The organism is Diaphorobacter sp. (genome assembly GCF_050251835.1).
GTDB lineage: Bacteria > Pseudomonadota > Gammaproteobacteria > Burkholderiales > Burkholderiaceae_C > JBFXIE01.
Window position 1 is genome coordinate 1 of sequence record NZ_JBFWLZ010000001.1, and the last position, 19,661, is coordinate 19,661.

At 66.7% G+C, this 19,661-nt stretch carries 20 protein-coding genes; 16 read left to right on the forward strand and 4 right to left on the reverse strand.

The genetic code is table 11. The annotated features are described in order from the left end of the window. Positions 1–137: 137 nt before the first annotated feature. The 4 genes from ruvB to AB7E35_RS00020 all read left to right on the forward strand — a co-directional run bounded on the left by ruvB (position 138) and on the right by AB7E35_RS00020 (position 4,691). Positions 138–1,205, forward strand: coding sequence for a Holliday junction branch migration DNA helicase RuvB (ruvB, locus tag AB7E35_RS00005; RefSeq protein WP_428161955.1), 1,068 nt, complete (start codon positions 138–140; stop codon positions 1,203–1,205). A gap of 45 nt (positions 1,206–1,250) precedes the next feature. Continuing rightward, positions 1,251–2,543: an efflux RND transporter periplasmic adaptor subunit gene (locus AB7E35_RS00010; protein ID WP_428166870.1), complete on the forward strand. Its 1,293-nt coding sequence runs from the start codon at positions 1,251–1,253 to the stop codon at positions 2,541–2,543. A 172-nt stretch (positions 2,544–2,715) separates the two neighbouring features. Further along, positions 2,716–3,954: an ABC transporter permease gene (locus AB7E35_RS00015; protein WP_428161953.1), complete on the forward strand. Its 1,239-nt coding sequence runs from the start codon at positions 2,716–2,718 to the stop codon at positions 3,952–3,954. Then, positions 3,954–4,691, forward strand: coding sequence for an ABC transporter ATP-binding protein (locus AB7E35_RS00020; RefSeq protein ID WP_428161952.1), 738 nt, complete (start codon positions 3,954–3,956; stop codon positions 4,689–4,691). Before AB7E35_RS00015 ends, AB7E35_RS00020 begins: the two co-directional genes overlap by 1 nt. Positions 4,692–4,703: 12 nt before the next feature. On the opposite strand, the gene AB7E35_RS00025 is transcribed toward AB7E35_RS00020, so the two are convergent. Then, on the reverse strand, positions 4,704–5,243 hold the full coding sequence (locus AB7E35_RS00025; protein WP_428161980.1) for a YqaA family protein: 540 nt from the start codon (positions 5,241–5,243) through the stop codon (positions 4,704–4,706). A 128-nt stretch (positions 5,244–5,371) separates the two neighbouring features. Between AB7E35_RS00025 and AB7E35_RS00030 the strand changes: the two genes are divergently transcribed. The 7 genes from AB7E35_RS00030 to AB7E35_RS00060 all read left to right on the forward strand — a co-directional run bounded on the left by AB7E35_RS00030 (position 5,372) and on the right by AB7E35_RS00060 (position 11,203). Further along, positions 5,372–6,163, forward strand: a complete 792-nt coding sequence (locus AB7E35_RS00030; RefSeq protein ID WP_428161951.1) for a M15 family metallopeptidase — start codon at positions 5,372–5,374, stop codon at positions 6,161–6,163. Between the two features lie 85 nt (positions 6,164–6,248). Then, positions 6,249–7,139, forward strand: a complete 891-nt coding sequence (locus AB7E35_RS00035) for a c-type cytochrome (protein WP_428161950.1) — start codon at positions 6,249–6,251, stop codon at positions 7,137–7,139. Further along, positions 7,136–7,645, forward strand: a complete 510-nt coding sequence (locus AB7E35_RS00040) for a DUF2165 family protein (protein WP_428161949.1) — start codon at positions 7,136–7,138, stop codon at positions 7,643–7,645. The genes AB7E35_RS00035 and AB7E35_RS00040 overlap by 4 nt, the downstream gene beginning before the upstream one ends. Before the next feature lie 143 nt (positions 7,646–7,788). Continuing rightward, the gene (dusB, locus tag AB7E35_RS00045) at positions 7,789–8,850 is read left to right on the forward strand and encodes a tRNA dihydrouridine synthase DusB (RefSeq protein WP_428166871.1); all 1,062 of its coding nucleotides are present in this window, start codon (positions 7,789–7,791) and stop codon (positions 8,848–8,850) included. Continuing rightward, positions 8,831–9,064 carry a Fis family transcriptional regulator gene (locus AB7E35_RS00050; RefSeq protein WP_428161947.1) on the forward strand — a complete coding sequence of 78 codons (234 nt, stop codon included), beginning with the start codon at positions 8,831–8,833 and terminating at the stop codon, positions 9,062–9,064. The genes dusB and AB7E35_RS00050 overlap by 20 nt, the downstream gene beginning before the upstream one ends. 83 nt (positions 9,065–9,147) lie before the next feature. After that, positions 9,148–10,734 (forward strand): bifunctional phosphoribosylaminoimidazolecarboxamide formyltransferase/IMP cyclohydrolase, encoded by a 1,587-nt coding sequence (purH, locus tag AB7E35_RS00055; protein WP_428166872.1) that lies wholly within the window; start codon positions 9,148–9,150, stop codon positions 10,732–10,734. A 25-nt stretch (positions 10,735–10,759) separates the two neighbouring features. Beyond that, positions 10,760–11,203, forward strand: coding sequence for a c-type cytochrome (locus AB7E35_RS00060; RefSeq protein ID WP_428161945.1), 444 nt, complete (start codon positions 10,760–10,762; stop codon positions 11,201–11,203). Positions 11,204–11,495: 292 nt separating this feature from the next. On the opposite strand, the gene AB7E35_RS00065 is transcribed toward AB7E35_RS00060, so the two are convergent. From AB7E35_RS00065 to thiD, 3 genes are all read right to left on the reverse strand, one after another. Next, entirely contained in the window at positions 11,496–13,253 is a 1,758-nt protein-coding gene (locus AB7E35_RS00065; protein ID WP_428161944.1) for an alkaline phosphatase D family protein, read from the reverse strand. A 246-nt stretch (positions 13,254–13,499) separates the two neighbouring features. Beyond that, positions 13,500–14,804: a glutamate-1-semialdehyde 2,1-aminomutase gene (gene hemL, locus AB7E35_RS00070; protein ID WP_428161943.1), complete on the reverse strand. Its 1,305-nt coding sequence runs from the start codon at positions 14,802–14,804 to the stop codon at positions 13,500–13,502. After that, positions 14,788–15,690, reverse strand: coding sequence for a bifunctional hydroxymethylpyrimidine kinase/phosphomethylpyrimidine kinase (thiD, locus tag AB7E35_RS00075; protein WP_428161942.1), 903 nt, complete (start codon positions 15,688–15,690; stop codon positions 14,788–14,790). Before thiD ends, hemL begins: the two co-directional genes overlap by 17 nt. 138 nt (positions 15,691–15,828) lie before the next feature. On the opposite strand from thiD, the gene AB7E35_RS00080 reads away from it, so the two are divergent. Genes AB7E35_RS00080 through AB7E35_RS00100 form a run of 5 tightly spaced genes read left to right on the forward strand, consistent with a single transcriptional unit; the run spans position 15,829 to position 19,650 of the window. After that, positions 15,829–15,999 carry a rubredoxin gene (locus tag AB7E35_RS00080; protein ID WP_428161979.1) on the forward strand — a complete coding sequence of 57 codons (171 nt, stop codon included), beginning with the start codon at positions 15,829–15,831 and terminating at the stop codon, positions 15,997–15,999. A gap of 52 nt (positions 16,000–16,051) precedes the next feature. Continuing rightward, complete coding sequence (locus tag AB7E35_RS00085) at positions 16,052–16,444, forward strand: response regulator (protein WP_428161941.1); 393 nt, start codon at positions 16,052–16,054, stop codon at positions 16,442–16,444. A gap of 11 nt (positions 16,445–16,455) precedes the next feature. Further along, on the forward strand, positions 16,456–16,821 hold the full coding sequence (locus tag AB7E35_RS00090; protein WP_428161940.1) for a response regulator: 366 nt from the start codon (positions 16,456–16,458) through the stop codon (positions 16,819–16,821). 16 nt (positions 16,822–16,837) lie between these two features. After that, positions 16,838–17,365 (forward strand): chemotaxis protein CheW, encoded by a 528-nt coding sequence (locus tag AB7E35_RS00095; protein ID WP_428161939.1) that lies wholly within the window; start codon positions 16,838–16,840, stop codon positions 17,363–17,365. A gap of 20 nt (positions 17,366–17,385) precedes the next feature. Then, positions 17,386–19,650, forward strand: coding sequence for a methyl-accepting chemotaxis protein (locus AB7E35_RS00100; RefSeq protein WP_428161938.1), 2,265 nt, complete (start codon positions 17,386–17,388; stop codon positions 19,648–19,650). The last annotated feature ends 11 nt before the right edge of the window (positions 19,651–19,661 follow it).

The following is a 19,661-nucleotide window of genomic DNA, read 5'->3' on the forward strand; positions in this document are numbered from 1 at the left end:
ACGGCGTGGACTACTACGGCCGCTTTGACACCAGCTACCGCGCCGCCCTGCAGCGCTGGCTGAATCCGGGGGCGACCAGGTAGCAAAACCGGCGGCGCACGGGTGAGACAATGCGCCGCGCTTTCTGCCCGCCCCGCATGACCATTCACACCGACGATTTCGCCCCTTCTCCCTTCCCGGCGCGCGAGCGCGTGGTGTCTGCCGCACCCGCGTCGCCGCAAGAGGACGCGCTGGAGCGCGCCCTGCGCCCCAAGCTGCTGCAGGAATACGTGGGCCAGGCCAAGGCGCGCGAGCAGCTCGAGATTTTCATCGGCGCTGCGCGCAAGCGCGGCGAGGCGCTTGACCACGTGCTGCTGTTTGGCCCGCCGGGCCTGGGCAAGACCACGCTCAGCCACATCATCGCGGCCGAACTGGGCGTGAACCTGCGCCAGACCAGCGGCCCGGTGCTCGAAAAGCCCAAGGACCTGGCGGCGCTGCTGACCAACCTGGAGAAGAACGACGTTCTTTTCATCGACGAGATCCACCGCCTCTCGCCTGTGGTGGAAGAAATCCTCTACCCCGCGCTGGAGGACTACCAGATCGACATCATGATCGGCGAAGGCCCGGCGGCGCGCAGCATCAAGCTGGACCTGCAGCCCTTCACCCTGGTGGGCGCCACCACGCGCGCGGGCATGCTCACCAACCCACTGCGCGACCGCTTCGGCATCGTGGCGCGGCTGGAGTTTTATACGCCCGAGGAGCTGGCGCGCATCGTCAAGCGCAGCGCCGGCCTGCTGGGCACGCCCATGGACGACGAGGGCGGCTTTGAGCTGGCGCGGCGCTCGCGCGGCACGCCGCGGATCGCCAACCGGCTGCTGCGCCGCGTGCGCGACTATGCCGAGGTGAAGGGCTCGGGCCGCATCACGCTCGATATTGCCAACCGGGCGCTGGCCATGCTCGACGTCGATCCGCAGGGCTTTGACGTGATGGACCGCAAGCTGCTGGAAGCGTTGATCCACCGCTTTGACGGCGGGCCTGTGGGGCTGGACAACATCGCCGCCAGCATTGGCGAAGAGCCCGGCACCATCGAGGACGTGATCGAGCCCTACCTGATCCAGCAAGGCTACCTGCAGCGCACGCCGCGCGGGCGCACTGCCACGCTGGCAGCGTACCGGCACCTGGGGGTCGCGCCTGCGCAGGCGGCCGGCGGGTTGTTTGCGCAATGATGGAAAGGCACTGATCTTGGCAACCCTTGCGTTGAGGAGAGCCCCGTGAAAAAACGCTGGCTGGCGCTGACGCTGGGCGTCGCCGCGGTGTTGATGGCCGGCGCCATCGGCGCGATGGCGCTGCGCGGCCCGCAGGTCGATGCCCTGGTGCTGCAGTCCGCGCCGCTGGTGCGCACGCTGCAGTTCTCGGCCCGCGTGGCCACGCTGTCGCGCGTGGACGTGGGCAGCACCCTCACCGGCCGGGTGGCGCAGGTGCTGGCGCAAGAGGGCGCGCAGGTGCGCCAGGGCGATGTGCTGGTGCAGCTTGAATCAGATGAATTGCGCGCGGCGCTGGCGCAGGCCGTGGCGTCTGAGCGCCAGGCACAGGCGCGGCTGACCGGCCTGCGCAGCAGCGGCCGCAGCGCCGCGCAGGCCGCCCTCGCCCAGGCCGATGCCACTTTGAAAGCCGCGCAGACAACCCTGGCGCGGGTGCAGCGGCTGGTGGCCGAGGGCTTCTACAGCCCTGCGCAGCTCGACGAGGCCCGCCGGGCCGTGGATGTGGCCCAGGCGCAGCAGCGCAATGCGCAGGCGCAGATCGAGGCCAATGCCGATGCAGGCACCGATGTGGTGCAGGCCCAGGCGCAACTGGCGCTGGCCCGGGCGGCCACCGAGGCGGCGCGGGCCCGCCTGGGGCAGACCGATCTGCTTGCGCCTGCCGATGCCCGCGTGCTGGTGCGCGAGGTCGAACCGGGGCAGATCGTGCAGCCGGGCAAGGCCTTGCTGCGCCTGGCGCTGGCCGGCCCCACCCAGCTGGAGGCCCAGGTGGACGAGCGTTTTCTGGATCAGCTGCAGCCCGGCCAGCCGGCCACCGTGGTGGCCGATGCCTTTGCCGACCGGCGCTTTGCAGCGCGCGTGTTGTCCATCGCGCCATCGGTGGATGCCCAGCGCGGTGCCGTCGAGGTGAAATTTGCGCTGGACGGGCAGTCCCCCGCCTATCTGCGCGAGGACATGACCCTGTCGGTGGAAGTCGAGACCGCCCGGCGTGACCGCGCCCTGGTGCTGCCCCAGGTGGCACTGCGCGGCGCCGTGGCGGGCGACAGCGCCACCGTGCTGCTGCTGCAGGGCGGCCGCGCCCAGGCGCGCAGCGTACGGCTGGGCCTGCGCACGCTCGATGCGGTGGAGGTGCTGGAAGGCCTGCAGGAAGGCGACACCGTGCTGCGCGGCAGCGCCATACAGCCGGGCGACCGCGTGCGGGCACGCACCGTGGCGTGGACTGCCGGCTCAGCGGTGCCCGGCGCCGTGGGCCAGGGGCAGGGCGGCGGCGCCGGCTCCGCGCTGACCAACGCCATGGGCCGTTGAGAAGGTGTGAACGAACCCACCATGCCCGCTCATTCCGCCAAAACACACCCGCTCGGCGTTGCAAATGCTCGCCATAGCACGCGCTATGGCTGTGCTTTGCGCCTGGATCGGCCGCGTTTTCGCGGCCTGCTCGGGCACGCCGGATTCATTCACACCTTCTGAGCGTTCCGCCATGCTGACCTGGCCCGGCTTTGAATTGCGTGTGGCGCTGCGTTTCCTGCGCGAGGGGCGCATGCAGACCGTGCTCATCATCGTGGGCGTGGCGGCGGGCGTGGCGGTGATTGCCTACATCTCGGCGCTGATCAGCGGCCTGCAATCCAACACCCTGGCTAAGACGCTGGGCGCCCAGGCGCACATCACCCTGCGGGCGCCGGACGACCTGGTCACACCCGCGGCCCTGCCCGCGCCCGGCGTGGCCGCGCTCACGCAAACCCAGCCGCGCGCGCAGCGCCTGCGCGAGGTGGCCAACTGGCAGGCGCTGGTGCCGCTGCTGGAGCGTCTGCCTGCCGTGGCTGGCGTGTCGCCCATGGTGTCGGGCAGCGGCCTGGCGCTGCGCGGCGAGGCATCGCAGGCCATTGCGCTGATGGGCGTCGATCTGGATCGGTATGACCGCGTGGTGGGGTTGAGCGCCAAGGTGGTCAGCGGCAGCGCGCGCCTGGCGCCCGGCGAGGCCATCGTGGGGCGCGAGCTGGCGCAGGATCTGGGCGTGCGCGCGGGTGACCGCTTCACGGTGCAGACCGGCGCCGTGGGCGGCACGGTGAGCGATTCGGTGCGCGTCACCGCGCTGGTGGATCTGGGCGTGAAGGATTTGAACCGGCGCACCGTGATCGTGCCGCTGCGCGCCGCGCAAAGCCTGCTGGCGCTGCCGGGCGGGGCCAGTCAGCTCGACCTGACCTTGAAGGACGTGTGGGTGGCCCAGTCCTTGGCGCGCGAGCTTCAGGAGCGGCTTCCCTACAAGATCGAAAGCTGGCAGGAAACCAACGCCCAGCTGGTGTCGGCGCTGAATGCGCAGTCGATCAGCACGGCCATCATCCGTGGGGTGGTGCTGGCCGTGGTGGTGCTGGGCATCGCCAGCGTGCTGGTGGTGTCTGTCGTGCAAAAGGGCCGCGAGATCGGCATCCTGCGCGCCATGGGCGCCACGCGCGGGCAGGTGCTGCGCGTGTTCCTGGTGCAGGGTGCGGTGGTGGGGGCGGCGGGGTCGGCGCTGGGCCTGCTGCTGGCGGTGGCGCTGATCTGGGTGTTCACCCACTTCGTGCGCGGCTCGGATGGCCTGCCGCTGTTTTCCATCACCCTGGCGCCCACCACGGCGCTGCAGGTGGCGCTGATTGCCTCGGTCTGCGGTGTGCTGGCGGCAGTGGCGCCGGCGCGGCGCGCGGCGGCGCTCGATCCGGCGCAGGCCATCAGGATGTGATGAACTCCCCGGCCGCGCCCGAACTGATTGCGCTCGACGCCGTGCGCAAAAGCTACAACCTGGGCCTTCCCAGCGAGGCCGAGGTGCTGCACGGCATCACCTTGCAGGTGGGCCGTGGCGAGTTCATTGCGCTGATGGGGCCATCGGGCTCGGGCAAGAGCACGCTGCTCAACATCCTGGGCCTGCTCGAGCGCATGACGTCGGGCAGCTACCGGCTGGATGGCGAGCCGGTGCAGGGTCTGGATGATGCCGCGCTCACGCTGTGCCGACGCCGCACGCTGGGCTTCGTCTTCCAGTTCCACCATCTGCTGCCCGCGTTCTCGGCGCTGGAGAACGTTACGCTGCCCGCCCTCATGGCCGAAGGCCGTGTGAGCAGCGCGCAGCGCGAGCGCGCGCGCAGCCTGCTGGACGCCGTGGGCCTGGCGAAAGCCATGGACAAGCGCCCCGGTGAGCTGTCTGGCGGCATGCAGCAGCGCGTGGCGATTGCGCGTGCGCTGGTCATGGACCCGCCGCTGGTGCTGGCCGACGAGCCCACGGGCAACCTGGACACCGCCTCGTCGGCCGAAGTGTTTGCGCTGCTGCGGCGCATCCACGCCGAGCGCGGCACGAGCTTCGTGGTGGTCACGCACGACCCGCGCCTGGCCGCGCGCTGCGACCGGCTGGTGGAACTGATCGACGGGCGCATTGCGCGGGACGAGGCCATCACCGCTGGTGTGGAGCCCAGGCCCGGCGCCTAACCGGTGCAGGCATCACTGGCCGTGCAGCCAGCGCACCCATTCGCCCGGCACCATGTGTAGCAAGACCGAGGTCATGAACAGGTAGCGCAAGAACTTGCCAACGGCCATGTACGCCAGGCAGGGCCAAAAGGGCAGGCGCAGCCAGCCCGCCACGGCGCACAGCGGGTCGCCCACCACGGGCAGCCAGCTCAGCAGGCAGGTCTTGGGGCCCCAGCGGCGCAGCCACACGCGCACGCGGCGCTCGGTGCGCGACAACTCGCGCGCGGGTGCATCGCCTGCGGCATCGGGCTGGCCTGCGCGGCGGCGCCGGCGCGCAGCGTCCCAGGCCCGGTGGGCGCCCAGGCCCATCCACCAGCTCACGGCGCCGCCCAGGGTGTTGCCCGCCGTGGCCACCACAATGGCGGGCCAGAACAGCTCCGGGTTGAGCTTGACCAGACCAAACACCGCGGGCTCCGAGCCCATCGGCAGCAGCGTGGCCGAGATGAAGGCCACGACGAACACCGTACTGAGGCCGAACTGCGGCAGCGCCAGCAGATCGAGCAGTTGTTGCATCCAGATTTCCATGGTGGGCGCGAGTGTATGCGTGCAGCGCCCGCGCAACGGTGCGCAAAACGCTGGGCGGCTGCGGGGCGATCCGGTATCTTTCGCGGCTTTATACGACCACCATCAGGAGAGCGGGTATGTGGCATCGGAAGGCAGCGCAGCAATCAACCCCCGACCGGGCAACGCACGCCGGCACAGCAGCGTCGGCAGCGGCCCTGCTGCTGGCAGCGCTGCTGGCCGGCTGCGCAAGCCCGGCGGACGCGCCGCAGCAGACCGGCGCGCTGCCGGCGGGCTTTGTGCACCTGCACGCCGTGGCGCCCGATGTGCTGCAGGACATGCGCTACCTTGGCAGCAACAACTTCATGGGCCGCCCCGTGGCGGGCTACGAAGCGCCCACCTGCATCCTGACGGAAGCCGCTGCCCGCGCCCTGCAGGCCGCGCAGGCGCAGGTGCGTCCGCTGGGGCTCACCATCAAGGTGTTTGACTGCTTTCGCCCGCAAACCGCCGTCAACGACTTCGTGCGCTGGGGCGCCGACCTGGCCGACCAGAAAACCAAGGCCGCCTACTACCCGGCAGTGCCCAAGCAGGAGCTGTTCCAGCGCGGCTACATCGCCGAGAAATCCGGCCACAGCCGCGGCAGCACCGTGGATGTGACGCTGGTGGTGGTGGACGGCCTGCGTGCCTACAAGGTGGTGCGCGGCCCGCTGGCCGATGGCCACGAGGTGGACATGGGTTCGCCGTTTGACATGTTCGACGTGAGCTCGCACACCGACAACCCCGACCTGCCGCCCGACGTGCAGCACAACCGGCGCTGGCTGCGCGCCCTGCTGGCGCAGCAGGGGTTTCGCAATCTGCCCGAAGAATGGTGGCACTACACGCTGGTCAATGAGCCCTTCCCCGACCGTTACTTTGACTTTGCGGTGCGCTGAGCTGAGCGGCTGGCCCGGCCCCGCCGCCAGCGCAGCTGCCCGCGCGCGTTCCTCGTCCCTGTTGCCCATCCATTACGCCACTGCCATGCCGCATTTCTTTCGTCACTTGAACGGTGCGGGCTGGCTCCTGCGTGCCGCCGCCAGGCTGCAGGGTAGCGCCCGGTCGGCCCTGTGGTCGCTGCTGGCCGGGTGGGTCGGCCTGGCCCCGGCGGCCCCTTTGGTGCTGGACGGCGCCCACGGCCCGCGTCAGCTGGACGGGGCTGCGCTGGCCCGCCACGCCCAGGCCCGGGATATCGACGTGCCCCGCGACGTGGCCTACCAGCGCCCCATGCGCTACCGTGCCGTGCCGCTGGCCGTGGTGCTGCGCGAGCTGGGCCTGGACCCCGGCGACACGCTGGAGGCCGTGGCGCTGGATGGCTTTGTCGCCCAGTTGCCCGGCGCACTGGTGCTGGCGCAGGCGCCCGGCCAGCCCCAGCCCTGGCTGGCCATCGAGCCCGACGGCGCCCCCTGGCCGGCGCTGCCGGGCAAGGCAGCCAGCGCCGGGCCGTTCTACATCGTCTGGCCGCACGATGCCGGCGTGCGCAGCGAGCAGTGGCCCTACGCCGTGGCGCGGCTGAATGTGCGCGCTGCCCCCGGGCAGCGCTGGCCGCAGATCGCCGTGGCCGCGCAGGTTCCCGCGGGCGACCGCCTGCGCCGGGGGCAGTCGCTGTTTGTGATGCAGTGCATGGTTTGCCACCGCATGAACGGCGGCGGCGACGCCCAGGTGGGCCCCGACCTGAACCTGCCCCTGAACCCCACCGAGTACTTCCAGCCCCAGGCCCTGCGCCAGCTGGTGCGCAACCCTGCCAGCGTGCGCCAATGGCCCACGCAAGGTATGCCCGGCTTTGGTCCCGAGCAGATCAGCGACGCTGAATTGGACGATCTGCTGGCCTACCTGGCGCACATGGCCGGCCAGCGCAAGGTGGCCACGCCATGACCAGCACCGGCACGGCATTGCGCGCGTCGCGCATGGCGCTGGTGGCCATGGTGGCGCTGTTCTTCAGCCTGGTGGCGCTGGGCAACCTGATCGACTACGGCAGCAACTTTGCCTTTGTCCGCCATGTGCTGTCGATGGACGATACCTTCCGCTCCCCGGCCCTGATGGGGCGCGCCATCACCGCTGCGCCGCTGCACCACGCGGCCTATGCGCTGATCATCGGCTGGCAGACGGGCACGGCGCTGCTGTGCTGGTGGGGGCTGGCGCGGCTGTGGCGCGTGCGCGGCGCTGATGCCGGGGTGTTTCATGGCGCCAAGGGCGTGGCCATCTACGGGCTGACCGCCGGCATGCTGCTGTACGGCGTGGGCTTTATCACTGTGGGCGGCGAGTGGTTTGCCATGTGGCAGTCCAGCACCTGGAACGGCCAGAACACTGCGCACATCTTCTTCATGCTGGCGGCGGTGGCGCTGCTGCACCTGTGCGGCCAGGAGGCTCCGCGGGCCTGATCCAGGAGGACAAGGCTGCCCCCGGGCCGCTGCCAGGCTGACGCCCGCCAGGCCACGGCGGCGGTTGGTGCCCATATTTTGAGCAGCTACAATCCCGCCTCCTTTTTCAGCACCCGCTGACCCGCTCCTCCCCCCGCACGCCCATGCACATCGGCCCCTTTGCCCTGGCCAACCGCCTGTTTGTCGCCCCCATGGCCGGGGTGACGGACAGGCCTTTTCGCCAGTTGTGCAAACAGCTGGGCGCGGGTTACGCCGTCAGCGAGATGGTCACCTCGCGCAAAGACCTGTGGGACAGCCTCAAGACCAGCCGCCGCGCCAACCACGAAGGCGAGCCCGGCCCGATTGCCGTGCAGATTGCCGGCACCGATGCCGCCATGATGGCCGAGGCCGCGCTCTACAACGTGGATCGCGGCGCGCAGATCATCGACATCAACATGGGCTGCCCGGCCAAGAAGGTGTGCAACAAATGGGCGGGCTCGGCGCTGATGCAAAACGAAGCGCTGGCAGTGGAGATTGCCGAAGCCGTGGTGCAGGCGTGCGCGCCGCGCGGCGTGCCCGTCACGCTGAAGATGCGCACCGGCTGGTGCCAGCAGCACAAGAATGCGGTGGCGCTGGCGCGGCAGTTTGAGACTGCGGGCATCCAGATGCTGACGGTGCACGGCCGCACGCGCGAGCAGGGGTACAAAGGCCATGCCGAGTACGACACCATTGCCGCCGTCAAGGCCGCCGTGCGCGTGCCGGTGGTGGCCAATGGGGACATCACCAGCCCCGAGAAGGCCCGCGATGTGCTGGTCCACACCGGCGCCGACGCCATCATGATTGGCCGTGCGGCCCAGGGCCGGCCCTGGATCTTTCGCGAGGTGGACCATTTTCTGGCCACCGGCGAGCACCTGGCGCCGCCGCGGGTGGCCGAGGTGCGCCGCCTGCTGCTGGAGCATCTGCAAGACCACTACCGCCTGTACGGCGAGGGCAGCGGCGTGCGTAGCGCGCGCAAGCACATCGCCTGGTATGTGCGGGCGCTGCCGGGTGGCGAGGCGCTGCGGCAACACATCAACACCATCGAGGACTGCGCGGCGCAGTGGCAGGCGGTGGCCGATTTCTTCAGCGCGCTGGGCGCGCAGATGGATCGGCTGCCGGCACTGCCCGGCGCTGCCGACGCAGTCCCGCCCACGAGGGAAACGCAACATGAGCCACAACAGCATTGAACAATCCGTGCGCGAGAGCCTGCAGGGCTACTTTCGCGATCTGGGCGGAGAGACGCCCGACGGGGTGTACGACATGGTCGTGCGCCTGGTCGAAAAACCGTTGCTGGAGGTGGTGATGAGCCACGCCGACAACAACCAGTCCCGCGCGGCACAATGGCTGGGGCTGAACCGCAACACGCTGCGCAAGAAGCTGCTGGAGCACAAGCTGCTCTGAAATTGATTTCAAAAAAGATAGCTGGCTGCGCTTGACCATCAAGCGCTAAAGGCCGATTTCATTCAAACCACCACGAGGCCTTCATGAACGCACTCCTTTCCGTATCCGACAAGACCGGCATCGTCGAATTTGCCCAGGCGCTGCACACCCTGGGCATCCAGCTGCTGTCCACCGGCGGCACCGCCAAGCTGCTGGCCGAAGCCGGCCTGCCCGTCACCGAAGTGGCCGAGGTGACCCAGTTCCCCGAGATGCTGGACGGCCGCGTCAAAACCCTGCACCCCAAGGTGCATGGCGGCCTGCTGGCCCGCCGCGACGTGCCGGCGCACATGGCTGCACTGGCCGAGCACGGCATCGATACCATCGATCTGCTGGTCGTCAACCTGTACCCGTTTGAAGCCACCGTGGCCAAGGCTGGCTGCACGCTGGCTGACGCCATCGAGAACATCGACATCGGCGGCCCGGCCATGGTGCGCAGCGCCGCCAAGAACTGGAAAGACGTGGCCGTAGTGACCGATGCCGCGCAATACCCCGCCGTGCTCGACGAGCTGCAACAGCACGGCAAGCTGTCGAACGCGCTGCGCTTTGGCCTGGCGGTGACGGCGTTCAACCGCATTGCCCAGTACGACGGCGCCATCAGCAACTACCTGTCTGCGGTGCTGTTTGAAGAGGACAAGCTGGCCGAAGACTACGTGCCCGCCATGTCCGCCTTCCCGCGCCAGGCCAACATGTTCGCCATCAAGATGCAAGACCTGCGCTACGGCGAAAACAGCCACCAGCAGGCCGCCTGGTACCGCGACGTGACCGAAGTGCCGGGCTCGCTGGCCACCGGCGTGCAGCTGCAGGGCAAAGAGCTGTCCTACAACAACATCGCGGATGCGGACGCCGCCTGGGAATGCGTCAAGAGCTTTGAGGCGCCCGCCTGCGTCATCGTCAAGCACGCCAACCCCTGCGGCGTGGCCGTGGGCGCCCACCCGCTGGAGGCCTATAGCAAGGCCTTCCAGACCGACCCGACCAGCGCTTTCGGCGGCATCATCGCCTTCAACCGCGTGGTCGATGGCGCGGCTGCCCAGCAGGTCAGCAAGCAGTTTGTCGAGGTGCTGATGGCGCCGGGCTTCACGGCCGAGGCGCTGGAAGTCTTCAAGTCCAAGGTCAACGTGCGCCTGATGCAGATCGCGCTGCCCGACAACTACGGCGCCGTGCGCAATGCGATTGAGACCAAGCGCGTGGGCGCCGGCCTGCTGCTGCAGACCTGCGACAACCATGAGCTGCAACTGGCCGACCTGAAGGTGGTCACCATCAAGCAGCCCTCGCCCGAGGAACTGCAAGACCTGCTGTTTGCCTGGAAGGTGGCCAAGTACGTCAAGAGCAACGCCATCGTGTTCTGCAAGAACGGCATGACGATGGGCGTGGGCGCGGGCCAGATGAGCCGCCTGGACTCGGCGCGCATCGCCAGCATCAAGGCCGAGGCTGCCAAACTGAGCCTGCAGGGCACGGTGGTGGCCAGCGATGCATTCTTCCCCTTCCGCGACGGCCTGGACGTGGTGGTGGACGCAGGCGCCACCTGCGTGGCCCAGCCCGGCGGCAGCATGCGCGACCAGGAGGTGATCGACGCCGCCAACGAGCGCGGCGTGGCCATGGTGTTCACCGGCGTGCGCCACTTCCGCCATTGATGCGCGCGCATTACGCTACCGCCCCATGAGCCGCGACCCGCAGAGCGACGACGACGCGCCGCCGCCCCGGCCCCGCTGGGTGGGCTGGGCGCTGGCGGTGTTCATGGTGCTGGTGGTGCTGGGAGTGTTCAACGTGGGCTGGCGCATCCTGCGGCCCGCCACTGGCGCGCAGGCGCTGGATGCCGTGCAGCAGGCCCGCCCCGAACTGGCGGCAGGCCGCGCGCTGGTGCAGGGCGCCGACTGCATGCGCTGCCACGGCATGGACCGCCACTACGTAGGCCCGGGCTTTCGCCAGATCGCGGCACGCTACGCCGGCCGTGCCGACGCGCCCGAGTACCTGGCGCGCAAGATCCGCGAAGGCAGCGTGGGCGTATGGGGGCGCACACTGATGCCGCGCCACCCGCAAATCACCCAGGAGCAGGCGGTGCAGATGGCGCAGTGGCTGCTGGCAATGCCGCCAGTGGATTGATTTGCTACGTTAGTTGTAGCTTTCTGCGGTTGCTGAATAAGGGCCCGCGCAAAAAAACATGGTCATTCGTGTACGGCAGACCTTGGACTCTCGCCTGCGCTGGAATGACGGGCTCGTGCGCAAGCAAGGCACTTGCACGGTTTGTCGGCAATGCGTGGCGGCCACGCAGGTGCTCTTGTGACCTGCTTTGAAGCATGTGGCCCATCAGGCAAAAAACCGCCATTCCTGCTGAGGCGGGAATGGCGGTTCCAAGCACATGCGCCGGCAGGCGGCGCAATCGTTTTATTGCCGGTCAAGCCTTCTGCAGCTTGCCGGGCGCGCCGGCTTTCACGGTCATGGTGGTCTCTTCGGTAGCCGTGTACTGGCGGCTGGCGATCGTGCTCACGTACACCCACTGCGCACGGCACTCGGTGGCGGTGGCGGTCACCAGCATGTAGCCGCGGCGCGAGGTGTCGCAGTACTTGAGGGGCTTGACCAACTGCTGGAAGGCGCCTGCCAGCGTGGCGGGGTTTTCGTTGGGCAGGTACTGTTCAAAGCCAGGCGAGCTGACGGATTGCGTGGCGAACTCCACGCCCACGGCGTTGCCGTTCATGTCGGACAGTTCATTGGCCCAGGCATTGTGCGTGTCGCCTGACAGCACCACCAGGTTCTTGTTCATGGCGCGGGCCATGCCCAGCACGGTTTCGCGGGCGGCCTGGTAGCCGTCCCAGGCGTCCAGGTTGTAGGGGATGGCGGGCTGCGCCAGGATGGCCTGCTCCTGCGCGGTGAGCGTGGCGGGCGCGGTTTGCGCCTTGGCCGCGATGGCAGAGTACTGCGCCAGCGACACGCCGGCCCTGGGGTCGTTGAAGTTGAGCAGCAGCGGCGCGGGCACGTTCATGCGCCCCATCAGCACTTGCTGGCCCAGCACCTGCCAGGTGGCGCTGGAGCCGGCCATTTGCTGTTGCAGCCACTGTGTCTGCGTGCTGCCCAGCAGCTGGCGCGTGGGGCTGCCCACGGCGGCGGTGAAGCCAGCCGCATCGATGCTGCCGCTGGCAGTGATGTACTTGGCGTAGTCCAGCGGCTCGTCGCGGCCCACTACGCGGGTGTCCAGCATGTGCAGCGACAGCAGGCTGCCGAAATTGAAGCTGCGGTAGATCACATCGGGCTGCGTGTTGCGCGTGGGCAGCCACTCGTGATAGGCCTGCATCGCGGCGGCCTTGCGCGCCGCAAAGCTGCCTTCGGTGGCGCTTTGGTGGTTTTCGGCGCCGTTTTGCCAGGTGTCGTTGGTGATCTCGTGGTCGTCCCAGACGGCAATCATGGGCGCCGCGGCGTGCAGTGCCTGCAGGTCGGGGTCGGTGCGGTACTGCGCGTGGCGGGTGCGGTAGTCGGCCAGCGAAATGATTTCGCCAGCGGGCTGCACCAGGCGGCCCAGCTGCTCGGCATTGGCCGAGGCGTAGCCGCCGCGGGCGTATTCATAGATGTAGTCGCCCAGGTGCACGGTGACATCCAGGTCGCTTCGCAGCGCCGCGTGGGCGTAGGCATTGAAATAACCGGCAGGGTAGTTGGCGCAGGAGAACACGGCCATCTTGACCTGTGCCACGCTGCCCGTGGGCAGGGTGCGGGTGCGCGCGGCGGGCGAGGTGGCCTCGAACGCCTTGAAGCGGTAGTGGTAGGCCGTGGCGGCTTTCAGGCCGGTGACGTCCACCTTGACGGTGAAGTCGCGCGCGGCGCTGGTGCGCGTTTCGCCGCGTGCCACGATGCTGGCGAAGGCCGCGTCGCTGGCCATTTCCCACTGCACGGGGATATCGCCGGTGAAGTCGGCCGGGGGGGTCACGCGGGTCCACAGGATCACGCGGTCGGCCAGCGGGTCGCCACTGGCCACGCCATGCAGGAACTTGACGGCGGGTGCGTCATCGTCGTTGCCACCGCAGGCCGCCAGCGGCAGCGTACCCAGCGCGGCAGCGCCCAGCGTGAGCTGGCGCACGAAACGACGGCGGCTGGAGTCAGTCAGCTCGGCGCCAGCTGGCTGCAGAAGGTTGGTGAGGGGCTTGGTGTCGTCTTGGCGCTGCATGGGGTGGGTCTTGGATCAGGAAAAATGAGGCGCCAAGGCTCGCACCATTGCGTGACGAAGTGATGAACTCGCTGCGGCGCAAGCGCCTCTCGGCTGCAACTGCTTTTCCAGCAGACCGGCCCCTTGCAGTCAGGTGTGCGGTTGTGCCGACTGCCGCGGATGGGCGGCGATGGTGTGGGTGTTTGCGGGCGCCCGTGCTTGTCAGACGGGCGCGGGCCGCTGGGGCGTTTGGATCGCAAACACGCCTTACAGCTTTTTGAACACTTCGCGCGCTACGGCTTCGGTGTCCGAAATGTCCTGCGCGGTGTGGGCCGCGCTGACAAAACCGGCCTCGTACAGCGCCGGCGCGATGTACACGCCGCCGTCCAGCAGGCCGTGGAACAGCCGGTTGAAGCGCATGCCGTCGGTGTTGAGCACCGCAGGGTAGTTTTGTGGCAGGTGCGGCAGCAGGAAAAAGCCGAACATGCCGCCCTCGCAGTCGCCGCTGAAAGGCACCCCTGCGGCATTGGCAGCACCGGCCAGTGCGTTGACCAGCGAGCGCGTGCGCCCGGCCAGCGTGTCGTAAAAGCCCGGCTTGGCTACCTCGCGCAGCGTAGCCAGGCCGCAGGCCGTGGCCACCGGGTTGCCCGACAGCGTGCCCGCCTGGTACACCGGGCCCAGCGGCGCCAACTGTTCCATCACGGCGCGCGAGCCGCCAAACGCCGCCAGCGGCATGCCGCCGCCAATCACCTTGCCCAGCACGGTGATGTCCGGCTTGAAGCCGGGGATGGCCTGCGCGTACAGGCTTTGCGCGCCGCCCAGCGCCACGCGAAAGCCGGTCATGACCTCGTCGATGACCAGCAGCGCGCCGTGCTGGGTGCACAGTTCGCGCGCGCGCTGCATGAAAGGCACGCTGGCGCGCACGAAGTTCATGTTGCCGGCGATGGGCTCCATGATCACGCAGGCCACGTCGGGGCCGTGCAGCGTGAAGGCCTCTTCCAGCTGGGCCACGTCGTTGTATTCGAGCACCAGGGTGTGCTGCACCACCTCTTGTGGCACGCCCGCGCTGGTGGCGTGGCCGAAGGTCGCCAGGCCCGAGCCGGCCTTGACCAGCAGCGAGTCGGCGTGCCCGTGGTAGCAGCCGTTGAACTTGATGATCTTGTTGCGCCGGGTGGCGCCGCGCGCCAGGCGGATGGCGCTCATGCCGGCCTCGGTGCCCGAGCTGACCAGGCGCACCATCTCCATCGAGGGAACGTGGCGCAGGATCTCCTCGGCCAGTTCCACCTCGCGCTCGGTGGGGGCGCCAAAGCTGAAGCCGTCCAGGGCGGCTTTTTGTACCGCCTCCAGCACGGCCGGGTGGCCGTGGCCCAGGATCATCGGGCCCCAGGAGCCGATGTAGTCAATGAAGCGCTGGCCGTTGGCATCCCACATATAGGCGCCCTGGGCGCGGGTAATAAAGCGAGGCGTGCCGCCCACGGCGCGAAAGGCGCGCACGGGCGAGTTGACGCCGCCGGGAATGACGGCCTTGGCGCGTTCGAACAAGGATTGGTTGAGGTCAGTGCTGTGTGTCATGGGGTGGCAGATCAAAGCCCGGGAAGTCAGGGCCGGGGTCTTCGTCGTTGTCGTCGTCATCGTCGGGCTGGGCCCAGAACATGCGGTCGGGCAGCACATGGCCCATTCCTGGGCGAAAACCGTGCTCCAGGCAGCCGTCCAGGTAGGTGAGAGCCTCGCTGGTGGCCTCGCCCAGGTCGCTGCCGCTGGCCACCAGCGCGGCCAGGGTGGCTGACAGGGTGTCTCCCGCGCCGATGAAGGTGGCATTGAAGCGCTCGAAGCGGCCGCTGCCAAGTACCGACTGCGCCGACACCAGCATGTTGTCGATATGCTGGTCGGCCGCCGCAATGCCCGTCACCAACAGATAGGGCACGCCCATCTCGGATGCCGCCATGGCCAGGTCGCGGGCCGAGGGCGGGCGCTCGCTGCTCCAGTCGGGCAACAGCCAGCGCCATAAGGTGCTGTGGTTCCCGACCAACACCGAGGCCTGCGGCAGCAGCAGCTCGCGGAAGGCGTCGTGGTATTGATCAATGAGGTCGTCGCGCCACCAAGACAGGTCGGGCATGAAGGCGATTACGGGCACGTCGGCATAGTCGGTCGCGATTTCGGCGATGGTGCTCAGGTTCTCTGGCGTGCCCACGAAACCGACCTTGATGGCCTGCACGGTCATGTCTTCGAGCACGCTGCGGGCTTGTTCGGCAACCACATCGTCGTCGAAAGCGTAGTGATCGACGATCTCGGCGCTGTCGCGGGCATAGGTGCCTGTCACCACCGGCACAGGGTGGCCACCGACAGAGGCAACGGCCGCAACGTCGGCCGCGAGACCGCCGGCGCCGCAGGGGTCGTTGGCATTGAAAACCATCACGCAGATGGCGGGCATCGCGCAATCGTCATCATCGGCTGCCATGCTTGGGGGGTGCTGTGGTGAGGAGATATTCGATCCCATGTGGAAGTGCCAGCGTAACTGTGGTGGCACAGAAGCTGCAAGCCGCAGTGTTGGCTAGATACAATCGTTGCATTCTATGTGAAGGCCCCTTAAGCTGTGATCGCCCCAAAAACTTGGATGTGCCTGATTTGCGGTTGGATATATGACGAGGCTATGGGTTCGCCCGAGCACGGCATAGTGCCTAACACCCGATGGGAAGATGTCCCCATGAATTGGACTTGCCCTGAATGCGGTGCGCGCAAGGATGACTTCGAGATGGTCGCGATTTGAGGCGCTATAGTTGCCCGTTTTGTTTTTTCGTTCCCACAGGAGCAGTGAGAAATTGGCTACTACGATAACCAGTCCCACCTTCAGGGTGCTTGTGGTGGATGACAGCAACACAATTCGGCGCAGCGCCGAGATTTTTCTCAAACAGGGCGGCCATGAGGTTTTATTGGCAGACGACGGGTTCGATGCCTTGGCTAAAGTCAATGATTACCAGCCACAACTGATTTTCTGCGACATCCTGATGCCTAAACTCGATGGTTATCAAACCTGCGCCATCATCAAACGCAACCCGCGTTTTGCGGATACGCCGGTGGTAATGCTTTCGTCGAAAGACGGGGTTTTTGATAAGGCGCGCGGCCGAATGGTCGGCTGTCAAGAATATCTCACCAAACCATTTACCAAAGATCAATTGCTGCAAGCGGTGCAGCAATTTGGAAATGCCCAATAAGGAGTTATGTAATGGCGATTCAGAAGGTGCTGGTCGTGGACGACTCGAAAACCGAGTTGATGTTCCTGACGGACTTGTTGCAGAAAAAGGGCATGCAGGTTCGTACGGCGGAAAATGCGGATGAAGCTTTTCGCCGTCTGGCTGAAGAAAAACCCGATCTGATCCTCATGGACGTGGTCATGCCGGGTCAGAACGGATTCCAGTTGACGCGCGCCATTTCCCGCGATCCGCAGTACTCCGATGTGCCCATCATCATGTGCACGAGCAAAAACCAGGAGACTGATCGCGTCTGGGGCATGCGCCAGGGCGCGCGCGGCTATATCACCAAGCCGGTCGATCCTGCAGAACTGCAGGCCAAGATCGATTCGCTGAACTGAGACCTGCTGCGTTCTCATGGCCAACCGCGAAGCTCTCAAAGAGTTGCAGACACGATTAGCCGCCAGGCTGCAGGCCGCCCGGGGGGAGGGTGTATCCGTCTCGTCCTGGTTGGCCGTGGAGTGTGCCGGACGGCATTTCCTGCTGCCCCTGGGGCAGTCAAGCGAAATTTTCCCCTGGAGCGGCGTGCAGTCCGTTCCCTATACCCAACCCTGGTTTCTGGGGGTGGCAAACCTGCGCGGAATGCTCACCGGCGTGGTGGATCTGGGCGGTCTGCTGGGAATCGCGCAGCCGCGGTCGGAGCAGGCATTGCTCGAATCCAGCCTTCTGGCTCTCAATAGTGCGCTAGAGGTCAATGCTGCGCTGCTGGTGGATCGGCTGTCGGGCCTGCGAGGGGTGGAAGCTTTCGTGGATTCTGAGTCGCCCGATCATGAGGCTCCGTCGTATTTCAGCACCATATACGTGGATGCGCAGGGTACCCGCTGGCAGGAGTTGAACCTGCAAGCCCTGTCGCAGCACCCCGTGTTCCTCTCTATCAGTGCTTGATTTTTTCTGTAAGGCAGAACATGTCCGTCGTCAATCCATTTGGAAAATTGTTCAACCGCAACTCCGGCGAGTCGAAGGCTGATCGCAACGCATCAGATTCGGTGCAGGACTCCCTGGCTACAGACATGCCTGAGGCCTATCAGTCGGATGGCATGAACAGCATCCAAGGTGAGACGGGGGCCGTATCGCAATACGGCGAGGTTGATTTTGTTGATGATGAACTGGTGTCGCTGCCGGTGCTTGGCCGTGCCACCACCGCACATCATCAGCGCCGCCTGCTGATGTTGCTGGGCATTGGTCTGGTGGTTCTGGCGCTGATTGCCGGCTGGGTGCTGCAGCAGGCTAACCGCTCCACGCAGCAGCTGGCTGCCACAGGCCAGTCGCTGATGCAGTCTCAGCGTCTGGCAAAGTCCGTGTCACAGGCGCTGGTCGGTAGTGTCCAGGCCTTTCCCGATGTGCTGGACAGCTCCGGGGTGCTGGTTCGCAGTGCCCGAGCCCTGGCCAATGGCGATGCGGAGCTGGATGTGTCTGCGCTGGGTGAGCAGTTCAAGTCCGAGATGGACGCCATCACGCCGATGGTGGAGCGTGCAGAGCGCAATGCGGCAGTGGTGATGGGCCAGCAAAAGATTCTTACCCAGGTCGGCGATTCCCTGCGGGCCATTAACCGCCAGTCCTCTGAACTGCTGGAAATAGCGGAAACCATTGCGTCTCTCAAGCTGCAGCAGGACGCGCCCTCTGCTGAGATTTCGGCTGCCGGTCAACTGGTGATGCTGACGCAGCGTATTGGCAAGTCTGCCAATGAATTCCAGACCACCGAGGGTGTGAGCCCCGAAGCGGTGTTTCTGCTGGGTAAAGATTTGAACTCCTTCAAGGAAATTGCTCAGGGTTTGCTTGAAGGCAGTTCGGATCTGCGCCTGGCCGCCACTCGTGACGCGCAGACGCGCGAGCAACTCCAGAAGCTGATCAAACTTTATGAAGAGACCCGCACGCAGGCCGGAGCCATCCTGGGCAATCTGCAGGGTCTGGTGTCTGCGCGCGAAGCACAGTCATCCATCTTGGCAGACAGCGAGCCCTTGCGTCGCCAGCTGGAAGGTTTGCAAAGCAAGCTGTCGGCGCAGTCGGGCATGGGTGCCGGACAGTTTGCCGCCTTGGCCATTGCCGGCGTTTTCGTGCTGCTGTGCGGTGTGGGCATTTCACGGGTGCAGCTGCTGGACAGCCGCAGCCGTCAGGTCGCTGCCGAGGCCTTGCAGCGGGACGCCAAGCGCCAGGAGCAAGAAGCCAAGCGCGTCAACGATGCCAACCAGGCTGCCATTTTGCGGCTGATGAACGAGTTGCAGTCGGTCGCCGAGGGCGATCTGACCCAGGAAGCCACGGTGACCGAAGACATCACCGGTGCGATTGCCGACTCGGTGAACTACACCGTGGAAGAGTTGCGTCAATTGGTGGGCAGCGTGCAAAACACGGCCACCCGGGTGGCGCAGACTACGGCGCAGGTGGACAACACCTCCACTGAACTGCTGGCTGCATCAACCGAGCAGTTGCGCGAAATTCGTGAAACCGGCCGCTCGGTTCTCGACATGGCGACGCGCATCAACGAAGTGTCGTCCCAGGCGCAAGAGTCGGCAGCGGTGGCCCGTCAGTCGCTGGAGGCTGCGGATCAGGGTCTGCAGGCGGTGCAAAACACGATCGGCGGTATGAATGCGATCCGTGACCAGATTCAGGAAACCTCCAAGCGCATCAAGCGCCTGGGCGAATCCTCGCAGGAGATTGGTGAAATCACTGAGCTGATTTCGGACATTACCGAGCAGACCAACGTGTTGGCCCTGAACGCCGCCATTCAGGCCGCGTCTGCTGGCGAAGCCGGCCGCGGCTTCTCGGTGGTGGCGGAAGAAGTGCAGCGCCTGGCCGAACGCTCTGCCGACGCCACGCGACAGATTTCGGCACTGGTGAAGGCCATTCAGACTGATACCCAGGATGCGGTGGCAGCCATGGAGCGCTCCACGCAGGGTGTGGTGGAGGGGGCGCGGCTGTCCGACAGTGCGGGTACTGCACTGACCGAGATCGACCGCGTGTCCCGGCGCCTGGCTGAGCTGATTGAGCAGATTTCGTCCTCCGCCGCGCGCGAGGCAGAGCTGGCCAACGGCGTGGCTGAGAACATCCAGCACATCTTTGCGGTCACCGAGCAGACGGGCGAAGGCACCCGTGCAACGGCGCAACAGGTGCGCGAGCTGTCCCAAGTGGCAGAGGAGCTGCGGCAATCGGTGGCACGATTCAAGATCGCTTGACGCACATCCCA